The organism is Terriglobales bacterium, assembly GCA_035567895.1.
In the GTDB taxonomy this organism is placed as follows: Bacteria; Acidobacteriota; Terriglobia; order Terriglobales; family Acidobacteriaceae; genus Gp1-AA112.
Map to the genome: position 1 here is coordinate 23960 of DATMPC010000088.1, position 22908 is coordinate 46867.

17 protein-coding genes are annotated in these 22908 nt (G+C 55.6%); 12 read left to right on the plus strand and 5 right to left on the minus strand.

Annotated elements, in window-relative coordinates; genetic code table 11:
* Window positions 1-2 precede the first annotated feature (2 nt).
* Complete coding sequence (gene queG, locus VNX88_18245) at window positions 3-1100, plus strand: tRNA epoxyqueuosine(34) reductase QueG (GenBank protein ID HWY70614.1); 1098 nt, start codon at window positions 3-5, stop codon at window positions 1098-1100.
* 101 nt (window positions 1101-1201) lie between these two features.
* Here the strand turns inward: queG and VNX88_18250 are convergent, their stop codons facing one another.
* Both VNX88_18250 and VNX88_18255 read right to left on the minus strand, forming a co-directional pair.
* Window positions 1202-1414, minus strand: a complete 213-nt coding sequence (locus VNX88_18250; protein ID HWY70615.1) for a cold-shock protein — start codon at window positions 1412-1414, stop codon at window positions 1202-1204.
* Window positions 1415-1975: 561 nt separating this feature from the next.
* A complete protein-coding gene (locus VNX88_18255; GenBank protein HWY70616.1) occupies window positions 1976-2128 on the minus strand; it encodes a hypothetical protein in 153 nt (50 codons plus the stop codon).
* On the opposite strand from VNX88_18255, the gene VNX88_18260 reads away from it, so the two are divergent.
* The 8 genes from VNX88_18260 (at window position 2127) to rapZ (ending at window position 13948) form a co-directional block, all read left to right on the plus strand.
* The gene (locus VNX88_18260; GenBank protein HWY70617.1) at window positions 2127-2915 is read left to right on the plus strand and encodes a YihY/virulence factor BrkB family protein; all 789 of its coding nucleotides are present in this window, start codon (window positions 2127-2129) and stop codon (window positions 2913-2915) included. The two genes, VNX88_18255 and VNX88_18260, sit on opposite strands and share 2 nt — an antisense overlap.
* Before the next feature lie 15 nt (window positions 2916-2930).
* Window positions 2931-5060, plus strand: a complete 2130-nt coding sequence (locus VNX88_18265) for a PP2C family protein-serine/threonine phosphatase (GenBank protein ID HWY70618.1) — start codon at window positions 2931-2933, stop codon at window positions 5058-5060.
* Between the two features lie 95 nt (window positions 5061-5155).
* Complete coding sequence (gene recJ / locus VNX88_18270; GenBank protein HWY70619.1) at window positions 5156-6922, plus strand: single-stranded-DNA-specific exonuclease RecJ; 1767 nt, start codon at window positions 5156-5158, stop codon at window positions 6920-6922.
* 223 nt (window positions 6923-7145) lie between these two features.
* On the plus strand, window positions 7146-9569 hold the full coding sequence (gene lptC / locus VNX88_18275) for an LPS export ABC transporter periplasmic protein LptC (GenBank protein ID HWY70620.1): 2424 nt from the start codon (window positions 7146-7148) through the stop codon (window positions 9567-9569).
* On the plus strand, window positions 9566-10300 hold the full coding sequence (gene lptB, locus VNX88_18280) for an LPS export ABC transporter ATP-binding protein (protein ID HWY70621.1): 735 nt from the start codon (window positions 9566-9568) through the stop codon (window positions 10298-10300). The genes lptC and lptB overlap by 4 nt, the downstream gene beginning before the upstream one ends.
* A gap of 35 nt (window positions 10301-10335) precedes the next feature.
* Entirely contained in the window at window positions 10336-12105 is a 1770-nt protein-coding gene (gene rpoN / locus VNX88_18285; protein ID HWY70622.1) for an RNA polymerase factor sigma-54, read from the plus strand.
* Between the two features lie 138 nt (window positions 12106-12243).
* Window positions 12244-12843, plus strand: a complete 600-nt coding sequence (gene raiA, locus VNX88_18290) for a ribosome-associated translation inhibitor RaiA (GenBank protein ID HWY70623.1) — start codon at window positions 12244-12246, stop codon at window positions 12841-12843.
* A 169-nt stretch (window positions 12844-13012) separates the two neighbouring features.
* A complete protein-coding gene (gene rapZ, locus VNX88_18295) occupies window positions 13013-13948 on the plus strand; it encodes an RNase adapter RapZ (GenBank protein HWY70624.1) in 936 nt (311 codons plus the stop codon).
* A gap of 31 nt (window positions 13949-13979) precedes the next feature.
* Here rapZ and VNX88_18300 read toward each other — a convergent pair whose 3' ends face one another.
* Window positions 13980-14465, minus strand: a complete 486-nt coding sequence (locus VNX88_18300) for a hypothetical protein (protein ID HWY70625.1) — start codon at window positions 14463-14465, stop codon at window positions 13980-13982.
* A 300-nt stretch (window positions 14466-14765) separates the two neighbouring features.
* Here VNX88_18300 and VNX88_18305 point away from each other — a divergent pair, with 300 nt between their 5' ends.
* Window positions 14766-15599: an HAD-IB family phosphatase gene (locus VNX88_18305; GenBank protein ID HWY70626.1), complete on the plus strand. Its 834-nt coding sequence runs from the start codon at window positions 14766-14768 to the stop codon at window positions 15597-15599.
* Window positions 15600-15776: 177 nt separating this feature from the next.
* On the opposite strand, the gene VNX88_18310 is transcribed toward VNX88_18305, so the two are convergent.
* Window positions 15777-17405: a hypothetical protein gene (locus tag VNX88_18310; GenBank protein ID HWY70627.1), complete on the minus strand. Its 1629-nt coding sequence runs from the start codon at window positions 17403-17405 to the stop codon at window positions 15777-15779.
* 215 nt (window positions 17406-17620) lie between these two features.
* Between VNX88_18310 and aceA the strand changes: the two genes are divergently transcribed.
* Complete coding sequence (aceA, locus tag VNX88_18315; protein HWY70628.1) at window positions 17621-19060, plus strand: isocitrate lyase; 1440 nt, start codon at window positions 17621-17623, stop codon at window positions 19058-19060.
* 372 nt (window positions 19061-19432) lie between these two features.
* Here aceA and VNX88_18320 read toward each other — a convergent pair whose 3' ends face one another.
* The gene (locus tag VNX88_18320; GenBank protein ID HWY70629.1) at window positions 19433-22018 is read right to left on the minus strand and encodes a TIM-barrel domain-containing protein; all 2586 of its coding nucleotides are present in this window, start codon (window positions 22016-22018) and stop codon (window positions 19433-19435) included.
* Between the two features lie 199 nt (window positions 22019-22217).
* On the opposite strand from VNX88_18320, the gene VNX88_18325 reads away from it, so the two are divergent.
* Window positions 22218-22874: an alpha/beta fold hydrolase gene (locus VNX88_18325; protein HWY70630.1), complete on the plus strand. Its 657-nt coding sequence runs from the start codon at window positions 22218-22220 to the stop codon at window positions 22872-22874.
* Window positions 22875-22908: the final 34 nt, after the last annotated feature.

Below are 22908 nucleotides of genomic sequence, written 5' to 3' on the forward strand. Positions count from 1 at the left end.
ACGTGCACACTCCACTCTTCCAACTCGTGCAGAATGCCGCTAGTGCCGCGGGTTTCGAGCGCGTTGGCGTAGCTCCGGCTTCTCATCCTGAGATACGCGAGCTGGAGTATTTCCCTGAGTGGATCGATGCCGGTTATGCCGGTGAGATGGAGTATCTGAAGCGCCGCAGCGATTCTGGTGAGTACAAACGCAGTTCGCTGCAACAGGCATTGCCTTGGGCCAAGTCAGTTGTAGTAGCCGCGATGAACTACAATCCGCCGGTCCCAAAGTCAACCGAACCTGCCGCTCCAACACAGGGATGGATCTCGCGTTACGCTCTCAGTCCGGGCGATTATCACGACACCGTCTTGGATAAACTGCGCCGCGTTGAGTCCGCGCTAATGGAACACATGCGCAGCGTGGGTGCTGATGTAAGCGTTCGTTCGTATGTTGATACTGGTCCTGTGCTTGAGCGTGTCTACGCAAAATATGCGGGGATCGGCTGGTTGGGGAAAAACACTTGCCTCATTAATCAGCAGCTTGGTTCCTGGATCTTTCTCGGCGTGATCGTGACATCGCTCGAATACTCTGCTTTTGTCGCGGATGAAAAGCTTGAGATCGCGGCCGATCGTTGCGGCAGTTGCACGCGTTGTATCGATGCGTGTCCCACAGAGGCGATCGTTGCTCCGAGCCAACTCGACGCGTCTCGCTGCATCGCTTATTTCACGATCGAGAAACGAGGAGCGATTCCCGAAGATTTCCGCGAGCAGATCGGCAGACACGTCTTCGGCTGCGATATCTGCCAGGATGTTTGCCCTTGGAATCGCAGGGCTCCGTTCACAGCGAATCCGGATTTTCAGGTGGATGAGTCGCTAGTGAATCCTGATCTCGCTCAGCTCGCACGAATGTCTCGACAAGAATTTCGCGAACGTTTTCGCGGCTCTCCCATCTCGCGCGCGAAGCATTCTGGATTTCTGCGCAATGTCGCCGTAGCGATGGGTAATAGTGGGCACGAGGGATATGTCGACGCGCTTGAAGAGATGGCGGCGGATGGTGATCCAGTGGTAGCCGAGCATGCCACTTGGGCAATGGCAAGACTGAATCGAAAGCTTAGCAGCTAAGGAGCTTAGCAGCTAGAAAACGTGAAATCCCTTCCAACGTTTCTGTCTTTCGCCTCTGCGGAAGCAGAAATGCTGGAAGGGAGGACTGGGGGTGGGGTGGGTTAAGCGTTGCCGCGCACAACGTTCGACGCCTGGAGTCCTTTGGGACCTTTGAGGAGTTCGAACTCCACAACTTCACCTTCATTGAGCGTGCGGTATCCATTTTCCTGGATGACGGAGAAATGGACGAACACGTCTTCGCCTGTGGAGCGCTGGATGAAACCGTATCCCTTGGCTCCGTTAAACCACTTCACTGTACCCTTCTCTTTATTCACGAAAACTCCTTTCGCCTTCGAATCAAAAGTCTCCCCCTAATGGTCCCCAGGTTGGTTATCCCAGACTCCATTGAAGTGAGTAGTCGCAATCGAGGATCTGGTTCGTTTAACCGGTGCAAAAAGAAAAGCCGATTTCGCTGCGACTGGCGGCCGTTAGCAACCGTCACAAGCAAAACCGGCGTGCGTTCTCTTTCTACAGACTGCGACGACGAACAAGAACCTCAACCTCGAAAACTGTCGTGCAGATCTCCATCCGTTTAGAAGAAATCGTTACGCGACAATGCTGCGTTGAATGCGAGCGAGGGCATGATATTCAGAGACTCACGATTTTGTAAAGAAGAATTGCACAAACTCTGCTTCACGCCGAGCGGAGACAGAAAAAACCAGTAATGAGATGCGAGTTACCACACGGAATCGCTCGCCGTCTCACATTGCGCCACGACGAGCACGCGAGCTTTGACTGTCTGATCCCAGATCGCCTGTCTCCGTGCGCTACTGTCTCCGTCATGAAACCGGAAATTTTACGGTTGAACACCTGAGCGATGAAAACAATGTGCTCTGCTACGATTTCCACAGCATGTCTTCCACCCCCGGCACGGGAGTAACAGCAGCAAAAACTGCGGCATCGGAACCGTCTTTGACGCCTAATGCGTCGGTTCGCTTCTCGTCTGTCCTCCGTGAAAACGCCAGACGATTCCATTTGCGTTCACTCATGCGTTATCTCATGCAGACAGAGGTGCATACGTTTGCATTTAGCGTCGCGGCAAACGTGATTTTGTCGTTTTTTCCGTTCATTGTGCTGCTGTTGACGCTTACGCGTCAGGTATTTCACTCCCAAGCCATGTACGACGTGGTGCTGCAACTGCTCCGCAGCTATCTCCCGGCGGGACAGGATTTTGTGGTTCGCAGTGTGGTGGCTCTCACACCGCATCGTGGAATGAAGATTTTCTCCTTAATCATGCTGCTGATCTCTTCTACTGGGGTGTTCGTACCCTTGGAAGTCGCGCTAAACCGCGTTTGGGGATTCACCAGCAACCGAAAATACCTTGGAAATCAGGCAATGGCGCTCGTTATTGCGCTCGCCTGCGGCACATTGGCGCTGCTTTCTGTCGCAATAACAGCTAAGAACCAGACATGGTTGCTGTCGCTATTCGGCTCCCGTGATCACCTTATCTTCCGAATCGCGGCATTTCTGGTGATGAAATTGTTTGCGGTAGCCGCCAGTATTGCCATGTTTTTCCTTGTCTACTGGCTGCTGCCGAACGGCAAAGTACGCCCGTTGGCGGTGGTTCCCGCCGCAGTTCTCACCGGTCTGATCTGGGATTTGAGCAAGTACGCGTACATTCTTTCGCTCCATTGGCTCGATTTTCAGGACGTTTATGGCCCCTTCGCGCTATCGGTAACGCTCATGTTCTGGGCATTTTTGTCCGGGATGTTGCTGCTTGCGGGCGCACAATTGAGTGTTTTGCGCGCCGATAACTCATCTTCCGCGCACATATAATCCCACTTAAGCTCCATGAATGCGCTGCTCCGAAAACTGAAAGGGCGTCTTGTCGAATGGGGTTCCTACCCGCGCAGCGGACTCGCGCGCTTCACGGTTTGGGTAGCCGCACTCTACATTGCGTCAGAGATTCTCGCGTTCGCTACGCCGGCAAAGTCGAAGTGGGCGGGAATCTTCGCGGCCTGGGGCGGATTCTTTGAGTTTGTCCTCATCCTTTCCGGCATTCTGCTTCTGATTCGTTGGATCAGACGCAAGCTTCTGTGGCGCCTGCGCAACCGGCTCATCGTTACTTATGTGTTCATCGGCGTGATCCCGGTCGTACTGATCCTCGCGATGTTCGCGATTTCCGGATATCTGCTCGGAAACCAGCTCACGACGCTGCTCGTACATCGCGATTTGCTGGCAGAAGTACAGAGCTTGGACACACTGACCTCGACGGTTTCCGCGGAGATCGCAAGCCATTTGGAGAAGAAGGCCAAAGGTCCAATTCAGCTTTCCACCCTTGCTCCAGGCGGACCGACAGCGCACTTCCCGCAGTGGACGATTGCAGCCTGGTTGAACGCCCAACGAATCGAGATCATGAATGCCGGTTCCCCTCGCGAGGAACTGGCCGATCCCTCGCGCACGCTACGTGGCGTGGTGTCTTACAACCACGGATTAATCATTCGCAGCTTCCGCGAGCACAAATCACCGGCCGGGACTTTGCAGGTCGTAATGGTGGTACCCATTAGCGAGGCGCTTCTTTCCAGAGCTGTTCCCGACTTGGGACAAGTCACCCTATACGCGATGGAATTGGTAGAGAGCAAGACTGGAGGCCAGGTTTCGGTTACTTTCACCGATAAGAACGCCAAAGGAAATAAGAACTTCACGCCTATACCGGCGGTAAGTGCCGGTTCAGCGCCGGTTCCGGAGTACAGGTTTGATCCACGACTTCACTTTGGATCCGTTTTTCCTGCAAGCGAGTGGCACACAGCCAGCAGTATTCCAACATTGGTAACGGTAGACACGCGTCCATCGGTTTTGAATCATCGCGTGTTCACTGATCTGGGCGATGTCGGATCGGCAGTTCTGATCGCTCTCACTGCAGTTGCGATTGCTTTCGGCATCATCGAACTCATTGCGCTCGTCATTGGTGTGAGACTGACAAGAACCATTACGGGTTCGATCGCGCATCTGTATCGAGCCACACAATATGTAAATCGAGGCGACTTGACGCATCGCATCAAGGTCGAGTCCGACGACCAATTGGCATCGCTGGAAACATCGTTTAATTCCATGACTCAGTCTCTCGAGCGGCTGCTCCAGGAGCAGAAGGAGAAGCAGCGCCTCGAAAACGAATTGGCAATCGGCGCAGAGGTGCAGGCGCAACTCTTTCCGCGCGATCCGAAGGCTCTGGAGTCGCTGGAGCTCCATGGCATCTGCAAGCCGGCGCGCACGGTGAGCGGCGACTACTACGATTTTGTCGCACTCGGTGAAGAGCGATTGGGAATTGCCGTGGGCGATATCAGCGGAAAGGGCATTTCGGCGGCACTACTGATGGCGACAATTCACTCAGCCGTTCGCGTCTTCGAGCTGGGCGCCGAGCCGGAGCGTGGACAGCTTGTGGCAGCCGGAGCGGCGGCAATCGCCTCCACAGCAAACACACGGACGCGACGATGGTCAGTAGCCGCAGAGCGAATGCAATCGCCGGCGGATGTTCTGACTCTATTGAACCGGCACCTGTACAACAGCACTACGCCGGAAAAATACGCTACGCTCTTTTTGGGAATTTTTGACGGCCCATCGCGGAAGTTCACATATTCCAATGGCGGACACTTGCCTCCATTTGTCATTCACGATTCTGGCACTTCGAGGAAACTGGAAACCGGTGGATTGGTAGTTGGCCTATTTCCCGAAATCGTGCTCGAAGAAGAGGAAGTAAAGCTCTCGAAGGGCGACATCTTCGTTGCTTTTAGCGATGGCGTTACCGAGCCAGAGAATGAGTTCGGAGAATTCGGTGAAGAGCGCCTGCTCGATTTAGTGCGCAGTAATCGACATCTGCCGCTCGAAAGGATCTCGGAGATCGTGATCGCTGCGGTCCAGGATTGGATCGGCGAGAACGAACAGCCCGATGACGTAACACTGGTGTTGGCAAGGGTCAGATAGTACAACTGCCGGCAGGCGCGTCAGTACCATCCGCGGTAGCGGATGGGTCAACGAGCTTTACCCCGCCCGCTACCGCAGGCGGCACCGAGGAAGCATTGCGCTGGACCACCAGATTCGTCGACGAACAGCTCACCAGCCTAATCACCCGCGAAGCCCGACTCTCTCCGCTCGTTGCCCGTCTACTTGTGGCTCGTGGAGTAACCACAGCCGACGCTGCAGTTCGCTTTCTTGATCCCAAGCTAGACCATCTGCATTCGCCTTATCTGATGAAGGGAATGCGCGAAGGCGTCGCGCGTATTCAACAGGCGATCAGTACGCGTGAGCGCATCCTTATTTATGGCGATTACGACGTCGACGGCACCACCGCCATCGTCATCCTGAAACGCGCGATCGAAATCCTGGGTGGAGCTGCAGACTTCCACGTGCCACATCGCATTCGCGATGGTTATGGGATGAAAGATGACGTGATCGAGCGCGCCGCTGCCGACGGAGTGCGGCTGGTGATCAGCGTCGATACCGGCATCCGCGCATTCGCAGCAGCCGAGGCCGCCCGACGCGTCGGACTCGATCTGATCGTAACCGACCATCACCTTCCCGAAAGTGGACAGCTTCCCCATGCGCTCGCCGTCCTCAATCCTAATCAGCCGGACTGTACTTATCCATGCAAGTCTCTCTGCGGCGCGGGGATCGCTTTCAAGATAGCGCAAGCTTTGCTTGAAGCACGCGATGAAGCCGACGCCCGACGACGCCTGCTGCCCTCGTTCCTTAAGATGGCGGCAATCGCCACCATCGCCGACGCTGTCCCTCTGGTCGGCGAAAACCGTGTGATTGCCAAATTGGGACTCGCAGGACTGCGAGATCCCCGGAACCCAGGACTCCGCGCACTCATGACAGTCGCCCAGCTCGCGGACAAGCAACGACAGCTTTCGGCATCTGATGTTGCTTTCCGCATCGCTCCGCGCATGAACGCCGCTGGGCGCATGGATGTAGCTCAAACTGTTATCGAACTGTTCGAGGCTAAAGAAGAAGATAAGGCGCGCGATCTGGCGTCACGGCTCAATCAGCTCAACTCCGACCGCCAACAGAGCGAGCAGCAGATCGTGCAGTCTTTGGAGCAGCGTCTCACCGAACCTCAGTTCGCGGATGCGCGTTGCATTGTTCTCGATGGCGATGGCTGGCATCGTGGCGTGATCGGTATCGCCGCCACTCGGGTGGTCGAGCGCACGTACAGGCCCGCCCTCGTCATCAGCCGCGAGAATGGCGAAGGACACGGCTCCGGCCGTTCCATTCCAGCATTCCATCTGCTGGCGGCACTCGAAAGCTGCCACGAACTCTTCACCCGCTTTGGCGGCCACTCGCACGCTGTAGGTTTCTCACTACCGTCTGAGCGCATCGCAGAACTGCGTCAGCGACTCGACGATTATGCGCGCGACCGCCTCACGCCAAATGACTTGATCCCCGTGCTCGAAGCGGAATCAGAAATCGAGCTAAGCGGCATCACTCCCGAATTGATTCGCACAGTTCAGCGCATGGAGCCGTTCGGTGTCGGCAACCGCGAGCCGATGTTTATTTCGCGCAATCTGCGCGTGTTATTGCCGCCAAAGGTCCTGAAAGAAAAGCACACAAAACTCCGCGTGGAACAAACTAACGGAAGAGCCATGCGCTTCGACGCCATGGCCTGGCGCATGGCCGAACGAATCTCGAACGAAGGCATCCTCGCCAACGACTGTGTCGATGTCGCTTTTACGCTGGACGAAAATACTCATCCGGAGTTTGGCGGGATCGAGCTTCGGGTGTGCGATTTTTTTCGCAGTGGGAACCAACGCATAGATGAGACTGCGCAGGGAACGGCAGCCGTATGACAAAAGATTTTCTGGCGGGGCAGGAAGTCGATGGCCTACAGATCATAGACCCCCTTCAATCATGAACCCTAGTCACAACCAAATGCCCATCGCGCACGACCCGCCAGTCACGCGGTCGCCGCGGCTTTCATTCGGCAAATCTGGCGCAGCGCTGCGAGCCAGAGCGAACTAGCCATCTTGCTCGCGGCTGTACCCTGCGCCTCGTACCCTGTAACCTGATCTTGTGGCTTCGGTTTTCTCTCGCCTGCGATTTTGGGTAGGACTCTCGACACTGCTCATGGTGGCGGTTGTCGCTGGGTTCTATGTCTACGCACGCTACCGTGTGCAGCGGGCCATCCATGAGCTTCCCGCGAAACTCGGCGTAGACATTCAGCAGAACACTGAAGGCTTCACTTACTCACAGGCTGCAGGCGGGCACACCATTTTTTCCATCAGCGCCGCGAACGCCATTCGCTACAAGCAGGGCGGCAAGGCCGAGCTGCACAAAGTCAAGATCATTTCCTACGGGCGGCAGTCGGACCGGCTGGATGAAATCACTGGAGACGACTTCGAGTACGACGCGGAGAGCGGGGACATAACCGCCAAAGGAAGGGTCTCGATTGAACTCCAGGCTGTACAGCCGGCAACGGCCACTCCCGGTACGAGTCCCAAAAAGGTCGGGAGTCCGCTGCACCTTGAGACCAGCGGCCTCATATTCAACAAGATTACTGGTGTCGCAAAAACCTCGGAGAAGATCGCGTTCGTTTTGCCTCAGGGAAGTGGCTCGGCGGTTGGGGCGACCTACGATTCGAAGAAAAACACGTTCCAGCTTCGCTCTGACATTCATCTGTTGACCAGTGGGCCGAAGCCGATGAACCTGCGAGCCGATAGTGCTCTGTTTGAGCAGGAATCGCAGGAATTGATGCTCACAGACCTGCGGGCGCAATCTGGCATTCGCCGTTTGGAAGCGCAGCAAGTGATTTTGCATTTGCGCGATGACAATACGGTAGAGCGTGCCGACGCAAGCGGAGGAGTGAATGCCCTTGTGCAGGGAGTAAGACGTGCGCAGCTTCACGCCGCTGAGGCAAGTTTCACATTCGGAGCGCAGAATCAGGCCATCAGCGGGCGGCTCGCGGGCGGAGTCACATGGGAGACCAGCGGCTCCACGGCATCACGTGGGAACGCCGGGCGCGTCATTCTGGCGTTCGGACCTAACAATCAGATCAAGTCGGCGCAGCTCAGGGATAACGTAGATCTGGTTCAATTTTCTTCGGTCCAAAATGGGAAACAGATATCTCCGACGAAAACGGACGCGGCATTGATAGGACAAGGCCCACAGCCGAGGGCGGCTTTGCCACAACCGCCCTTGCGGCAGCCAGGTGTGCCGGAACAACAGGCAACAGAACAGCCGCAAAGCGCTGAGTTTCGCGGTGATGGGCTTGACTTGGTCGTTATAAACGGCAGCCAGGTCCAGACGGCGACTAGCATCGGAGCCGCCCAAGTCGCGCTGGCTACTCCACAAAAAAGTGGACTGACGGGCGCTCAGCCACAGAACGGAAAGACGGTGATCACGGCCAGTCGATTTGAGGCGAAGTTTGCGAAAGATAATCGAATCTCCACACTCGCTGGAAGTTCTCCGGTAAAAATCGTTTCTGCAGCGCCGGGCCAACCGGCCCGCATCAGTCAGAGCCACGATCTACTCGCGACGTTCAGCAAGGGCAAGACTCAGACGCTCGAAGAAGTAGTCCAGAGCGGGGATGTGCAGATGCAGGAAGCCAAGCGCTCGGCTACGGCGGATCAGGCTACGTTTAATCAGTCGAGCGATTCAATGGCCTTGACCGGAAATGTGCGCTACAAGGATGACGCGACCGGCTCGGCACTCACCAGCGACACTTTGGTCCTAAACCGGGCGACTGGGGAAACGTCCGCTAACGGAGGCGTCAAGACGACGTACGCCGAACAAAAGGCAACGCCCTCAGGAGGAGTGCTTTCGGCTTCGCAGGCGGTGCACGTCACTGCCGAACAAATGGTGGCGAAGAACTCTACGGGCACAGCCCGTTACTCAGGACGCTCCCGGCTGTGGCAAGGAGGCAATATCGTTCAGGCGCCTGTTATCGAGTTCAACCGAAACGGGCGCACTCTGGATGCCAGAGCGGAGGGCAGCCAGCGAGTTTCCACAGTTTTTGTACAGCCGGACAAGAACGGGAAGAACGCTCCCGTCGAAGTAAATGCGGATCGCCTGCGTTACGAAGAGGCCCAGAGAAAAGCGTTTTTCGAGGGATCAATTCTTGTCCACAGTGCCGATTCGACACTTCGCGCGAACAAGGCAGTAATCACGTTGAAGCCGCGAGCTGCTGGTCAGGAAGCCAAAACGCAACCGCCTAAAGCTCAGCAACAAGGTGCTCCAAACGAGGTGCAAACGATAGACGCAACGGGTGATATTCAGCTTGAGCAACCCAGCAGAAAAGCGATAGGTGAGCGTCTTGTATATACCACTGACGAAGGAAAGTTCGTTCTGACCGGACTACCCAGCGTTCCGCCTAGCATTTTTGATGCCGAACACGGTCAAGTTACGGGAGTTTCGTTGACCTTCTTCAACCGCGATGGTAGAGTTCTCGTGGATGGTAGCAATTCAACGTCCATAACCCAGACTCGGTTCAAGAAATGATGCAGCAAACCCTCTCGACCGACCAGATAGGCAAAGCCTACAGGGGTCGGAGGGTAGTGAACGGGGTCACTCTCCACATAAATCAGGGTGAGGTAGTGGGCTTGCTAGGGCCTAACGGGGCCGGCAAAACGACGAGTTTTTACATGATCGTCGGCTTGGTGGTGCCAGACACGGGCCGGATTGCGATCGATGGCGCGGACATAACTGATGTCCCGATGTACCTGCGGGCGCGAAATTATGGGATCAGCTATCTTCCCCAGGAACCTTCGGTCTTTCGCAAGCTGACGGTCGAGGAAAACATCATGGCCATCCTTGAGGCCCAGCCGCTCTCCTGGGAGAACCGGCGCAGCCGCATGGAGACCCTGATTGAACAGCTCGGACTCGGGCATATCCGTAAGACGCGTGGATATGCGTTATCGGGCGGCGAACGACGCCGCGTGGAAATCGCGCGCTGCTTATGCATTCGCCCGACATTCATTTTGCTGGATGAGCCGTTTTCAGGCATCGATCCGATCGCGGTGCTCGATCTGCAGAAGATCATTTTTGATCTGAAGGCCAGCGGAATCGGAGTGCTTATCACGGATCACAACGTGCGCGAAACATTATCGGTAACGGATCGTGCCTACATCATCAATCAAGGCAAGATCTTCCGCTCGGGGACGCCCGAGCAGTTGGGTAACGATCCTGAGGTGAAGAGAGTTTATCTGGGAGAGAGCTTCTCTCTCGTTTAACCAAGTTAAGAAATCCGGGCACTCATTGGAAGTTAATGGTCCTACTTCAGAACAAACTTAATCTCAAGGTCTCGCAGAAGCAGATCCTCACACCGGGGCTCGTGCAAATGGTCAGCGTTCTTGCGCTGAACAAGCTCGAGTTGAAGGAGATGATCAATGCCGAGATCGTCGAGAATCCCGTTCTGGAGGAACTCGAATCCAATATTCCGCTGCTCGATCAAGTCGCTGGCAGGGAGGCTGATCGCGAGCGTGCGGAAGCCCCTGAACAGCCACCGCTCACCGCGGGAGAACAGGCCGGTGAGAAAAAGGATCCGTTCGAAGAAATCGATTTCGGCTCCTATTTCAAGGACTATCTCGATCCGGGATTCCGGAGCCCACAGGATTTTGAAAGCTCCGATCGTCCCTCGTTTGAGAATTTTCTTTCCAAGCCTGGTAATTTGACCGATCACCTGATGTGGCAGCTCGGCGCCGTGAGTGTGCTGCCGGAAGTTCGTGCTGCCGCTGAACTCGTGATCGGCAACTTGAGTGACGATGGTTATTTAGTCGCCTCCGATGAAGAGCTGATGGCTGCTGCTCGCGGCGAGAGTGTTGAACTTGAGACTGCTACTCCACCCCCGGGGACTAATGGAACGGCCACTGCGGCGAAGAATGCAGTCCTTGATCCAGACGCGGACGACTCCTTCATTCACGAGCCCGACGAAGTTCTGGTTGGCAGCTACGTTGGCGCCCAGCCGATGACAATGGCACCAGCGCCAACTCTCAAGCCTGCAGTTTTACCAAGTCCTTCGCTGACTTCCGGGCAGCGCGAGCCAGCAGTTGAACCTCCATTCACCATCGACGACCTGCGCGAGGCTATCGATCTTATTCGCCAGATGGATCCGATCGGCGTGGCTGCCCGTGACCTTCGCGAGTGTCTGCTTCTGCAACTGCGCGATCTGGAACATCAGGTAAACAATCGCGTTCTGAACGGCGATTCCGAGATCCAGAACCAGCACTTGGCGCAGATTCAGACAGCAACAGCAATCGTCGAGACACAACTGCGCAATGTGCAGAACCGGCAATATAAGGACATCGCTCGTGCCATCCAGCGTCCGCTGGATTCAGTGATGGATGCTCTGAATTTCCTCAAAACGCTCGATCCCAAGCCGGGGCAGCGTTACAACCAGGTAGAGCCGCGACTGATCGAGCCCGACGTTGCCTTCGTGAAGCAGGGCGATGAGTACTTCGTGCTGATGAACGAAGACGATATTCCTGTACTCCGGTTGAATCCCGGATACAAAAAGTTGCTTAATCGCGACGCCGCCGAAAAAGATGTTCGCAATTATGTGAAAGAGCGGTATAAGTCTGCTATTCAGCTCATGAAGAACATCGAGCAGCGTAAGCAGACGATCCTGAAGACCTGCTACGCAATCATCGGGCGCCAGCGAGAATTCCTCGACCACGGCATCGACCAATTGAAGCCAATGATGATCAAAGAAGTGGCCGAGGAAATTGGAGTTCATCCTTCCACCGTGAGCCGCGCGGTAGCCAACAAGTACGTGCATACACCGCAGGGTGTCTACGAGCTGCGCTACTTCTTCAGTGAGAGCGTGAACGGTCCGGAAGGTGGCGGGACCTCGCTGATGATCCTGAAGCGGCGGGTAAAGAAGTTGATCGAAGAAGAAGATTCGCGCCGTCCGCTGACCGACGAGCAAATCACGCGGATTCTGCAGTCGCAAGGAATCAACGTGACACGGCGCACTGTGGCGAAGTATCGTGAGGATATGAAAATTCCAAGTACGCATCAGAGACGCGTAAAAGACTAGAACTGGCCATTTTGACGGTTGCCGATTGGCAACGCGGCTGATTTGCTGGAGAGGAGGAACCGGAACTCACACAGACATGTAACTGAGTGCAGCAAAGCCTTTCGATTCACAAGGACCAATGTATTCAGGAGGGAGTTAATGAACGTCGAGTACACCGGAAGGCAGTATGAAGTCACTCCCGCAGTGCGCAAGCAGGTGGAACACGGCTTGGGCAAACTGGAAAAGCTCTTCGGCAGCACGTTCGATTCACACGTAATCCTCACCCTCGAGAAACACCGGCATATCGCCGAAATTACCGTAAAAGTTCGCAATCATCCGATCGTCGGCATCGCCGAATCGACCGACATGTCCGTCGCCGTCGGCGAAGCGCTCGACAAGATCGATCGCCAGGCGATCAAGTACAAGACGCGCTGGCGGGCAAAGAAGCGCCACGCGCGCAAGACGCAGTGGTCTCCGGCGCTGGACAAGCAGCAGGCACAGCAAATGGCCGTCGGCAGTAATGCCGCGACTGCTGTTCCCGTTGTGGTTCATTCATTCCCCGCCGTCGCCAAACTCACCGAGGCCCATGTCGTAAAGTCGGACGACTCAGTAGCGATGCGTCCGATGACGCTCGAAGAGGCCGTCAAAGAAGCCGAATTCCGCGATCGCGAAGTGTTTGTCTTCCGCGATCCCGAAGGCCGCGTCAAGGTGCTGCACCGGAAGAAAGACGGCAAGATGGAGCTGATAGAAGCGCCGTAACAGAATCGGGTGATGGGGTCATCGGGTGATCGGGTGAAGTAAGAACTGAACTCACTTGCTTTTTTGGGTCGTTCAGAGTCACGACATCTGGATATATCGAGAAGTCCGAATCTCCAAGTCTTCCTTCACCCGATGACCCGATCGCCCGATTCCCTGCTACCATTCGCTCATGGCAACTGTCGCCAAAGCCGCGCACGATACGGCGAAGATCTCCCGCAATTCCCATCCTCCTTCCAAGAAGAAGGGAGGCCCCACCGAACTAGTGCTCATCACTGGAATGAGCGGTTCGGGCAAGGGCTCAGTCCTCAAGGCGTTTGAAGATCTCGGGTACTACTGCGTCGATAATCTTCCCCTGGAGCTGATCCAACGCTTCGCTGACTTGGCACGACAATCTCCAGAGATCGAGCGTACGGCACTCGTAGTTGACATTCGCGAAGGCGGAGCGCTGAATCGGCTTCCGCAGATTCTGAAGCAGGTAAAGAAGACCATCAAAAACACTCAGGTGTTATTTCTTGAGGCTTCGGACGATTCACTGGTTCGTCGCTTCAGCGAGACGCGTCGCCCTCATCCGCTGGGAAAGACCTCATCGATTTCAAACGCGATCAGCACCGAGCGAAAGCGCCTCGACTTTTTGCGCAACCTCGCCGACGTGATCATCGATACGTCAAAGTTCAATGTTCATGAACTGCGCTCGCACATCATTGAGAAATTCCAGGAAGGAACCAGCAACAATACGATTCTGGTGTCGTGCGTCAGCTTCGGCTTTAAAAATGGCGTTCCCAACGATGCCGACTTGGTATTCGACGTTCGCTTTCTGCCGAATCCACATTTCATTCCCGAATTTCGTCCTCTGACCGGCCGACATCCCAAAGTTGCAGCATACATTCGACAATTTCCGCAAACGCAGGAATTTATCGACCGAATTTCGGAACTGTTGGTTTATCTAATGCCGCACTATATCCGCGAAGGCAAGAGCTACCTGACGGTCGCATTTGGATGCACGGGAGGTCAGCATCGCTCGGTGATGATCGCCGAGGATGTAGCTAAGCGGCTAAGCAAAGCCGGATATAAGGTGAAGGCTCAGCACCGGGATAGCCCGAAGTAGCTGGTACTGCTTCCAATTTACGATCTAACCGCTATCCGACCCTCGTCATTGTGAACATGCCGCTGCCACAACCTGCTACGGTCGTCGAAGAACTGAATGTCCCGCTTGCGGACGAACCAAGGTAAGCTAGCGATCCGCTTCCCATAATGGTGCCACTGGTTGAGCCGGACGTGAAGGCAACTGCGACACTCAAGTTAGATCCCGTTCCGGAACTCACCTGCCCTGTCACGTTGAATGTTGTTCCCGAAGGCGCGATTGCGGGAAAGCAGGACGATGCAGGATTGTTCACCGCGGTTACGGTCCCGCTGAGACTATTGCCGTTCTGGCTAAAGCTCACAGTCAATCCGGTGCTTGGAGGTAGCGTTGAGCCTTGTGCGCCGGAGGGAGCGAACGTCATGTTCCATGCTCCAGTAACAACTGGAGTCTGATTAGGCGAGTTCGACATCCCGGAATAACCTCCGCAGGCGGCAAGCAGGCTGGCGCCGCAGATCGCTAGAAGAATTGCGCTCTTGTTCATGGCTTCTCCCTGTAGTTTCTTGAAGAAATGGTAAGCCGAGCCGACGTCAGTTTTCACGGGGGCGTGATGAGATTACCGGGACGAAAGTTGATATTGATTTTGGTCGCACAAAGACCTTAGTTCCCCGAAAGGGTGAAGCTCGCATACCCAGTTGGATGTCGGTTTGGTTCCTTTCTGGGAAGCGATGTTTGTTAATTACCCCTTGCAAATTACTAAAGGCGCGAGACTTACCACGCTGTAATAGCTCTGATTTGTATTATTAATTAGCCTTTCACCTGTGTCGGCTAATCTAATGTGAATATGACGGAAAAGCTCGCAAAACGATACATCTTCGCCAGCGATTTTGACCAAACCCTCACGTTCAATGACACCGGATACGTGTTGAGCGAGATGGTGGGAATTCCCACTTCGGAATTCGAGCGCAGAGCTCAGGGAATGGCGAAGCTGAACCTTGTGCAGCAAGGCGCGGAACTTGCCTATTTATTGCTGCATGATCCGGAATTCAACTCTAAAGTTCGCAAAGAGCACTTGTACGAGGTCGGGAAACAGATTCGCCTCAAGGAGAACATTAAGCTGCTCTACGAAATTCTTGATGGCGATATCGATGGACACCACTTTGACTTCTATGTGCTATCGGCCTCACCGGAGGAAGTAATTCATTCGGCTCTCGAAGGAATAGTTCCGAAGGATCATATTTTTGGAACAAAGCTCGTGTATAGCGGCAGCGGACAGGTTGAGAGGCTGGAGCGGGCGACTGCCGGCTATGGCAAGGTAGCAGTGCTCGATCAGTTGCAAGCTTCGCTGCAGATCGCGCCTGATCACATTGTGTATGTGGGCGACGGAAGTTCCGACATTCACGTGATGCTGCACGTAAACACGCGCGATGGCTTTACCATCGCTGTGTCCGAAGCCAAACACGTAGCTCACATTGCCAAGCGAACGCTGTTAAGCACGAGCGCGCTCGCCGTGCTGGCGCCAATCCTGCAGGAGATCGTCGGATGGCCGCGGCTGAAAATCCGGAAGCTGTTTGAGTCCCACGGCCTTCTGGTGCAGGAATGGGATCAGGTCCGTACAGACTGGCTAACCCTGCGCTCAGCACAGGCCGAGCCTGAGCAAGCTGCTGCGGCGAACTGAGTCAGATCCAACCGAGCTTGCGATAACCGTCGTAGCTGACCTCAAGCGCGCGGCTTATGTCATGTCTCAATTCCGGAGTGAGCTGCTTCACATGGAAGCAGCTCTTTCCTTTTAAAAGCTTCAGCAGGGCTGGGGACAATTTCAATTCTGCAGGGATACGTCTCTACTGTGTGCGCGCTACTCTCCGGCAGCTAGCAAGCCGGCATTGCGCAGGATGCGGCGCACTTTTTTGGGCGACACTGACAGTCGTTGGGCCACACGCGAAACTTTGCGGCCCTCGCGAATCCAGACTTTTGGAATCACGATCTCTGCGAATTCTTCGGTGACTTGCTGAAAAGTCTTTTCCCCTAGCATTCCTTCGGACCAGGCTCGGAGCGTGTCGTCGATCTTGGATGCGCGCAGGATACGCGATTTCAGCATGGCCATCTCTTCCCACAGGTGATCGCGATCCGCAACTCCGATTAACGACGCCGCGAGTTCGACATACTGCTTGGCTTCATCCCAATCCTGGAAGAAGTCGTTGGCCGCACAGTTTCCGCGAGCGAGGTACGCACCGGCGGTGAGCCGCCGATTCTCTGTGTGTTTCGCCAGAGCAATGGCCTCTTCCGAATGCTGACGGGCGAGGTTGGCGTGCAATGCAAGGTCGGCGTCTTCGATCTGCTCCTCCACACGCGCATTTTCGGCGGCTGACTGCAGCAAGCGGGCACGCGCCATCAGGATGTGATCATGCTTTTGCTGTGCTAACTCGTACGCCTTTACGGCCTCCTGTGAAGCGCGATCAATCTCTCCCTGATCGAGATGGAGTTGTCCGGCGTTCACCAGCACCGTTCCAGTGCCGATGTGATTCTGATGATGAGCGTAAATTTCCCCGGCACGATGTAGTTGATCCAGGGCCTCACGACAGAGCTTGATGTAGCGCGAATGTGTCGCGCCGCGCGACTCAACCTCATCGACTCCTCTGTTCGGTCCAGGGACACGCGAATCAATGCGCTTGCGGAGTTGCAGGGCAATCAATCGTTTGACGTACGCAGCGTTCACCAGAGCACGCGCGAGATTGCGATGGTTGGGGTAGCGACGGGCGTAGATAGCAACCGCCTTGTCGAAATGATGAAGCGCTTGCGCATACTCACCGGAGCGCCGTACGATGCGTCCACGCGCCGACTCGATGTTTCCCAGGGCAAGCCAATCGTCTGAGGACTTGAGTCCAGCTTCCGCCTGATCGAGCAGGCGCAGTCCTTCTTTGGGACGCCCTAGCTGAAAGTTAATCCAGCCCTCCTGGACGTGGATCAAGGCAGTAAGGTTCGAGGCATGCACGCGACTCGCGAGGCGGCGAGCCTCAGCTATATCGTGCAGCGCGGCATCGTATTCACCCTTCTTTCGGTGTGCGCGGCCTTTCCAGAAATGGGCCAGCACCACGAGTCGAGGATCGTTCAGTTCACGCTCCGCCTGAAGAACGAAGTGCAGCAGGTTGATCGCGGAATCGGCGTCCTCCTTTGCAATGCAACTGAACGCCTCCGCCATTCGCAGCAGCAGATATTCGCCGATCGGCATGCGCCGACGCTGCTCGGCAGAAAACTTGTGCAGAAGAGACTCGATCAACCTCTGGTCGGCATAGCCAGCATCCACCCACTCGGCAATACAGAGCACCGCATGTGCCGCGCTAGTTTGCTGAGGATCGAACCTTTCGAGCTCACTCGCGTTCTCGTCCAGGATTTGAAATCCCTCCTGGATGCGCCGAAGGGCGAGCGCTTGGTTCAGGATGCCCGTGAGTCCGAGTAGCGCCGACATGGGCGGATTGTAGCCCACTCATCCATATCGGTCTATAGCGGCCTGAGATTCCAGCTATTCTATCCGTTGATTATGTATGTAACCTCTTATTTATCAGCGCTATATTGTTAGTTTTCACAGAAGGCGGCTCCAGCGTTTACTGGTCCGATTCGGACTACTCCGCTTGCCGGATCCTCACTTTTTGCTTCTAATGGGACGTACTTGCAGGCAGCAAGACTTTTCTGGAGAGAGCCATGATTCGAACGCAAACCGCAGATTGGGATTGGAACGCTACCCGCTGGGCAGGCATCACTCGCCCCTACACAGAAGAAGATGTTGAGCGCCTGCGCGGAACCGTCCGAATTGAATACTCGCTTGCTCGCAAGGGGGCTGAGAAGCTTTGGAAACTCCTGCACGAAGAACCTTATGTTCCAGCCCTGGGAGCCTTGACCGGGAACCAAGCGGTAGAAATGGCGAACGCCGGCTTGAGAGCCATCTATCTGAGCGGCTGGCAAGTGGCCGCTGACGCAAACCTGGGCGGTCAAATGTATCCCGACCAGAGCCTCTATCCCGCGAACAGCGTTCCCAATGTGGTACGAGCGATCAACAACGCTCTACTGCGCGCTGACCAAATCGCGCACAGCGAAGGACGCGACACCATCGACTGGATGCTCCCCATCGTCGCGGACGCCGAAGCTGGATTTGGCGGGTGCCTCAACGCCTTTGAGTTGATGAAAGCGATGATCGAGGCTGGGGCTGCCGCCGTACATTTTGAAGATCAGTTGTCTTCGGCGAAGAAATGCGGACATCTTGGCGGCAAAGTCCTCGTCCCAACTCAAGAGGCGGTACAAAAACTGGTCGCAGCTCGTCTCGCTGCCGACGTCCTGGGCGTACCGACACTCGTGGTTGCCCGCACCGACGCTAATTCAGCACAGCTGCTCACTAGCGACTGCGATCCATGCGATCGCGAGTTCATCACCGGCGAGCGCACGGTGGAAGGCTTCTATCGGATGCGTGGCGGACTCGACGCTGCCATCGCACGCGGCTTGGCTTATGCTCCGTATGCGGATCTGATCTGGTGCGAGACGTCGGAGCCAAATATGGAGGAAGCGCGCCTCTTCGCGGAAGCGATCCACGCCAGGTTCCCCGGCAAGCTGCTTGCCTATAACTGCTCGCCATCATTCAATTGGAAGGCAAAGCTTTCGGACAGCGACATTGCCAACTTCCAGCGCGAGCTGGGGAAGATGGGCTACAAGTTCCAGTTCGTCACGCTGGCGGGCTTCCACGCGCTGAATCTTTCTATGTTCGAGCTGGCTCGCGAGTATGCGCGCACAGGAATGGCGGCTTATTCACAATTACAGCAGCGCGAGTTCGATCTCGCAGAGCGCTTTGCGTACGGCGCAGTAAAACATCAGCGCTTCGTTGGCACCGGATACTTCGACGCAGTAGCGACCGTAATCTCGGCCGGACAGACTTCCACCCGCGCGCTCGAAGGATCCACAGAGGCAGAGCAATTCGAAAGCAAGCCGGTAACGACGCATGCTCCGACGAATGGTCATACAGCCAGCATTGGCCATGAAAAGACAAATGGGCATGCGAAGCCGAACGGTCATGCGGCGAAGTTTGAAGCGAAAGCAGAGGTATTTCCTCGATTCGATGAGGAAGAAGTGGCGCTTATGCCTTCGGGAGACTAGTTCACTGACTTCGTCCCCCGGCGGCTCCGCTGCAACCACAGCGGAGCCGTTTCCATTTTTGGGAGCCACTGAGAAGATTAGTCACTACCAGAACTCCGACACTCTCAGAGGCAGAGGGCTGTAGGCCTGGCTGGCCAAACGCGAGCCCAGTCCCGGAAGGGCTGGGACCATATTTGAGTTGAATTGAGCGCTGTAGGCGCGACACTCACTGCGTTTAGCCGAAATCAATTTTGCGATTGGCGAGGTCTAAACCGCAACGCGGTATTCGCATTTTGGAGAGGTACCGCGCCTATGGCGCTCGTTTGTTTCGAATCGCAAGCCCAGCCCTTCCGGGACTGGGCTCACGTTTGGCCAGTCGGGCCTACGGCCCTCTCATTTTGGAACGCTGGGGGGCTGCCCCATGGCAAAGCACACTTCTGATTTCTGACCAGGACTTCCGCAGCTCAGTCTCAACTCACCGCCGCCCGCAGTATATGGAAACTGCAGAGTCAGCGTCTGCGAACCAGAATCGAACGATGCTCGCTTGACGGCCTTGCCGTCCAGGGTGATGCTTACGGGCTGGCGCTTTACTCCATAGATCACCGCCTGCACTTCATTAAACCACGGCGTGAAACTTCCCAGCTGTGGCGAGATCTTCATACGCAGGGCGTCTTCGTATCCTTCGCAGGTGTAATCCACGCGCAAATACTTGCCATGCGTGTAATCGAAGCTCACCCCATCATCCATGTACAGCGAACCCTGGCAGGTGCGGTCGGGATAGACACGCAGTTCCAATGGACCCTGGGGCTTCTCGGCAGTGCTTTGTATTAGCGGTTGGCGTGGAATGATCGCGCCGCCGCGAACATAGACGTGCAGGGTGTCGAGTGCTGGCTTCACCGTGATCTCACCGGATTGAAGCTGTTTGCCCGTCCAGTAGTCGTACCAGACATTGCCGCTTGGCAGCATCACGCGGACATCCTGGAGGAATTCGTAGGGCTGAGGCGCAACCAGCAGATCGTGGCCGAACAGGTATTGACTGTTCGCCCATTCGCCTTCGGTGAGTAGCGGTTCCTGATCCGGATACTCGAGAAACATCGGACGCATCAACGGGATCCCATCTCGGGAAGACTGCTCCATGCCCGTGTAAATGTATGGAAGCAGACGATACCGCTCTTCTATGTAGCGCTTGCGAATGGCTTCATGCTGCGGACCATGCACCCAGGGCTCCTGGTCGGCGCTTCCCTTTTCGGTATGGTCGCGATCGATGGGATTGAAGGCGCCCAGTTCCAACCATTTCGTGAGCAGGTCCGGCTGCGGGCTGCCTTTATATCCGCCGATATCGTCTCCCACAACGGGAAAGCCGCTGATACCGAGATTCTGGAGCATTGGAACCGAAATGCGCATGTGGTTCCAAGTGCTCGAATTGTCACCAGTCCACGTAGCGGCGAAACGTTGTCCGCCGACGTAAGTTGCGCGCGTGAGCACAAAAGGCCGCTCGTTCGGGCGAAGCTTCAGCAGCCCTTCATACGTTCCTTGAGAATTCAGCATGCCGAGAACGTTATGGATCTCGCGCTGAGTTGTCTGACGACTGGGTTGGCCCGGTTCCTCCACACGATCGACCGCATCGACGGGCATGGTCTTGCTCGGCACGTCGAACACGGAAGGCTCGTTCATATCGTTCCAGAAACCGGCCACACCATTGTTGACAAATTCTTTGTAGAGGCCGCCCCACCAGTCGCGCACAGCTTTGCGCGTGAAGTCGGGGAAGACACTGGTCCCGGGCCAAACTCGGCCTGCATACTCGCTGCCGTCAGGGTTCTTAATGAAAGCATCGATCGCTTTGCCAGTATCGTAAGGAGCGTATCCAGGCTCCTGCTTGATGTGCAGATCGGTAATTGCGATCGTACGCACGCCCTGCTTCGCGAAGTCACGAACCATTCCGGTGAAGTTAGGGAACTTTTGCGGATCAACCGTGAACACACGGTTCTCGCGCTGGTAGTCGATATCGAGGTAGATCACGTCCAGCGGAATCTTCTTCTGCTTGAACGTCTGCACAATTTCGCGCACACGGGATTCAGGAAAGTAACTGTACCGGCATTGCTGGAATCCAAGGCTCCAGAGTGGTGGAAGCGGAGACCGGCCCACCAGCGCAGTAAACGTGCTCACCACCTGCTTCGGACGCGGCCCATAAATAAAGTAGTAGTCGACTTCACCGCCATCGGCGCCGAACGAGTACTCGTCTGCCGACGCCTTCCCCAAGTCCCAGTGCTGGCGATAGGTGTTGTCGAGAAGAATTCCGTAGCTTGTGCCTTTGCGCAGAGCAACCAGGAATCCCAGAGTCTTGTAAAGAGGATCGGTAGACTCCTGCCAGGCGTAAGCATCTGTGTTCCACATGGTGAAGGCCTGATTGCGATGGTCCAGTGGTCCCGCCTTGTCGCCGAGCCCGTAGTAGTGCTCGTCCTCCGGCATGGACTTCGTAACCGTAAACGTCTCGCCTTGCCACGTGATCGACGCAGCGTCGCGTGAAATCGGAGTGCCGTCGGCAGCGAGAAAACTGATGGTTGAATCGCGTCGATCGACTCGCACCTGCAGCGATCCTGTGCTCAACTCAATTCGATCCGGCGCATCTCGCACCTGCGCCTTAGCCGCTGCAGACTGCACTCCAGCAGGAACCGCCAGAACAGCGTAGGAATACCTTTGCGGAAACTCCGAGCCGCGAGTTGCGCGCACGCGAATCACGTCATTTTGGAGAACAGTGATTTGCAAGCGCCCGTTTTCGCTGGCTATCTCCACGCCATTCGGCAACTGATGAGAGGCACTCACCGCTCCTAAGGTAACCGGAGGTGCGGCTGGTGGCTGCGCCCGTTCAACTTGGCGCGCCTGCGGAGCGCCGCTGGTGGTCAGAGGATTTGGAGATGTTTGCGAGACTACAAGTGGCGAGGCGCACGCAAACAGGAGTGCTGCAATTGATCGAGTCATGTTGTATTGGGACAAACAGGCGAAGGTAGGTCATGAAGGGGGAGCATGTCAATCAACGACCAGGTGCTCTTAACAATGTGCGATCCGCCTATACTGCCCGGAGATGTATCGGACTACTTTCAGCAAGGAAATCGTCGCCGAGTTTCTACTTCCCGCTCGCTCAATTAAGCGACAGAGATTAATCATTCTCTGCGACGGAATGCCTTCTGTTCCACGGAAACAACCGCTGGCACAGTTTCTCTCCCAGAAAGGATACTGGGTGATCTACCCACGCTGGCGTGGAGCCTGGGAGAGCGGCGGCCGCTTCCTTGAAAAGTCGCCGGCTAAGGATCTGAGCGACATCATTGACGAGCTGCCAAGTCGAATTCGCGAGGCTGCCTTTGGGACGACCTTTGCCCTTTCACCGGAGGAGATTTACATAATCGGAGGAAGCTTCGGCGGAACTGCTGCCATCCTTTCCTCTCTCGATCCACGAGTAAGGAAGGTGATCGCGAATTGCCCTGTCGTGGATTGGAGCATTCTTCCAAAGGAACAAAAGAAAGAGACCTCGAATCCGAGTTACGTGGCATACATCCGCGAAGCCTTTGGCAACGGCTATCGGCTTTCAGAGAAGAACTGGGCAAAGCTAAGCAACGGCACCTTCTTCAATCCAGCACACCACATTCACGAACTCACAGCGTCAAAGATCTTGATGTTTCACGCGAAGGATGATCCTTACATTCCCTGGCGATCGGTCGAGCGCTTCGCCTTGCGTTCTGGAATCCAGCTGAAGCTGCTCGCGCGTGGCGGTCACTTGAGCACCGACTACATCGTCCGGAAGTACTGGCCGCAGATCCGACGGTTTTTCGAAGCCTGAAACTTCTCGGGGACTCAACAAGCCTTTCTTTAGA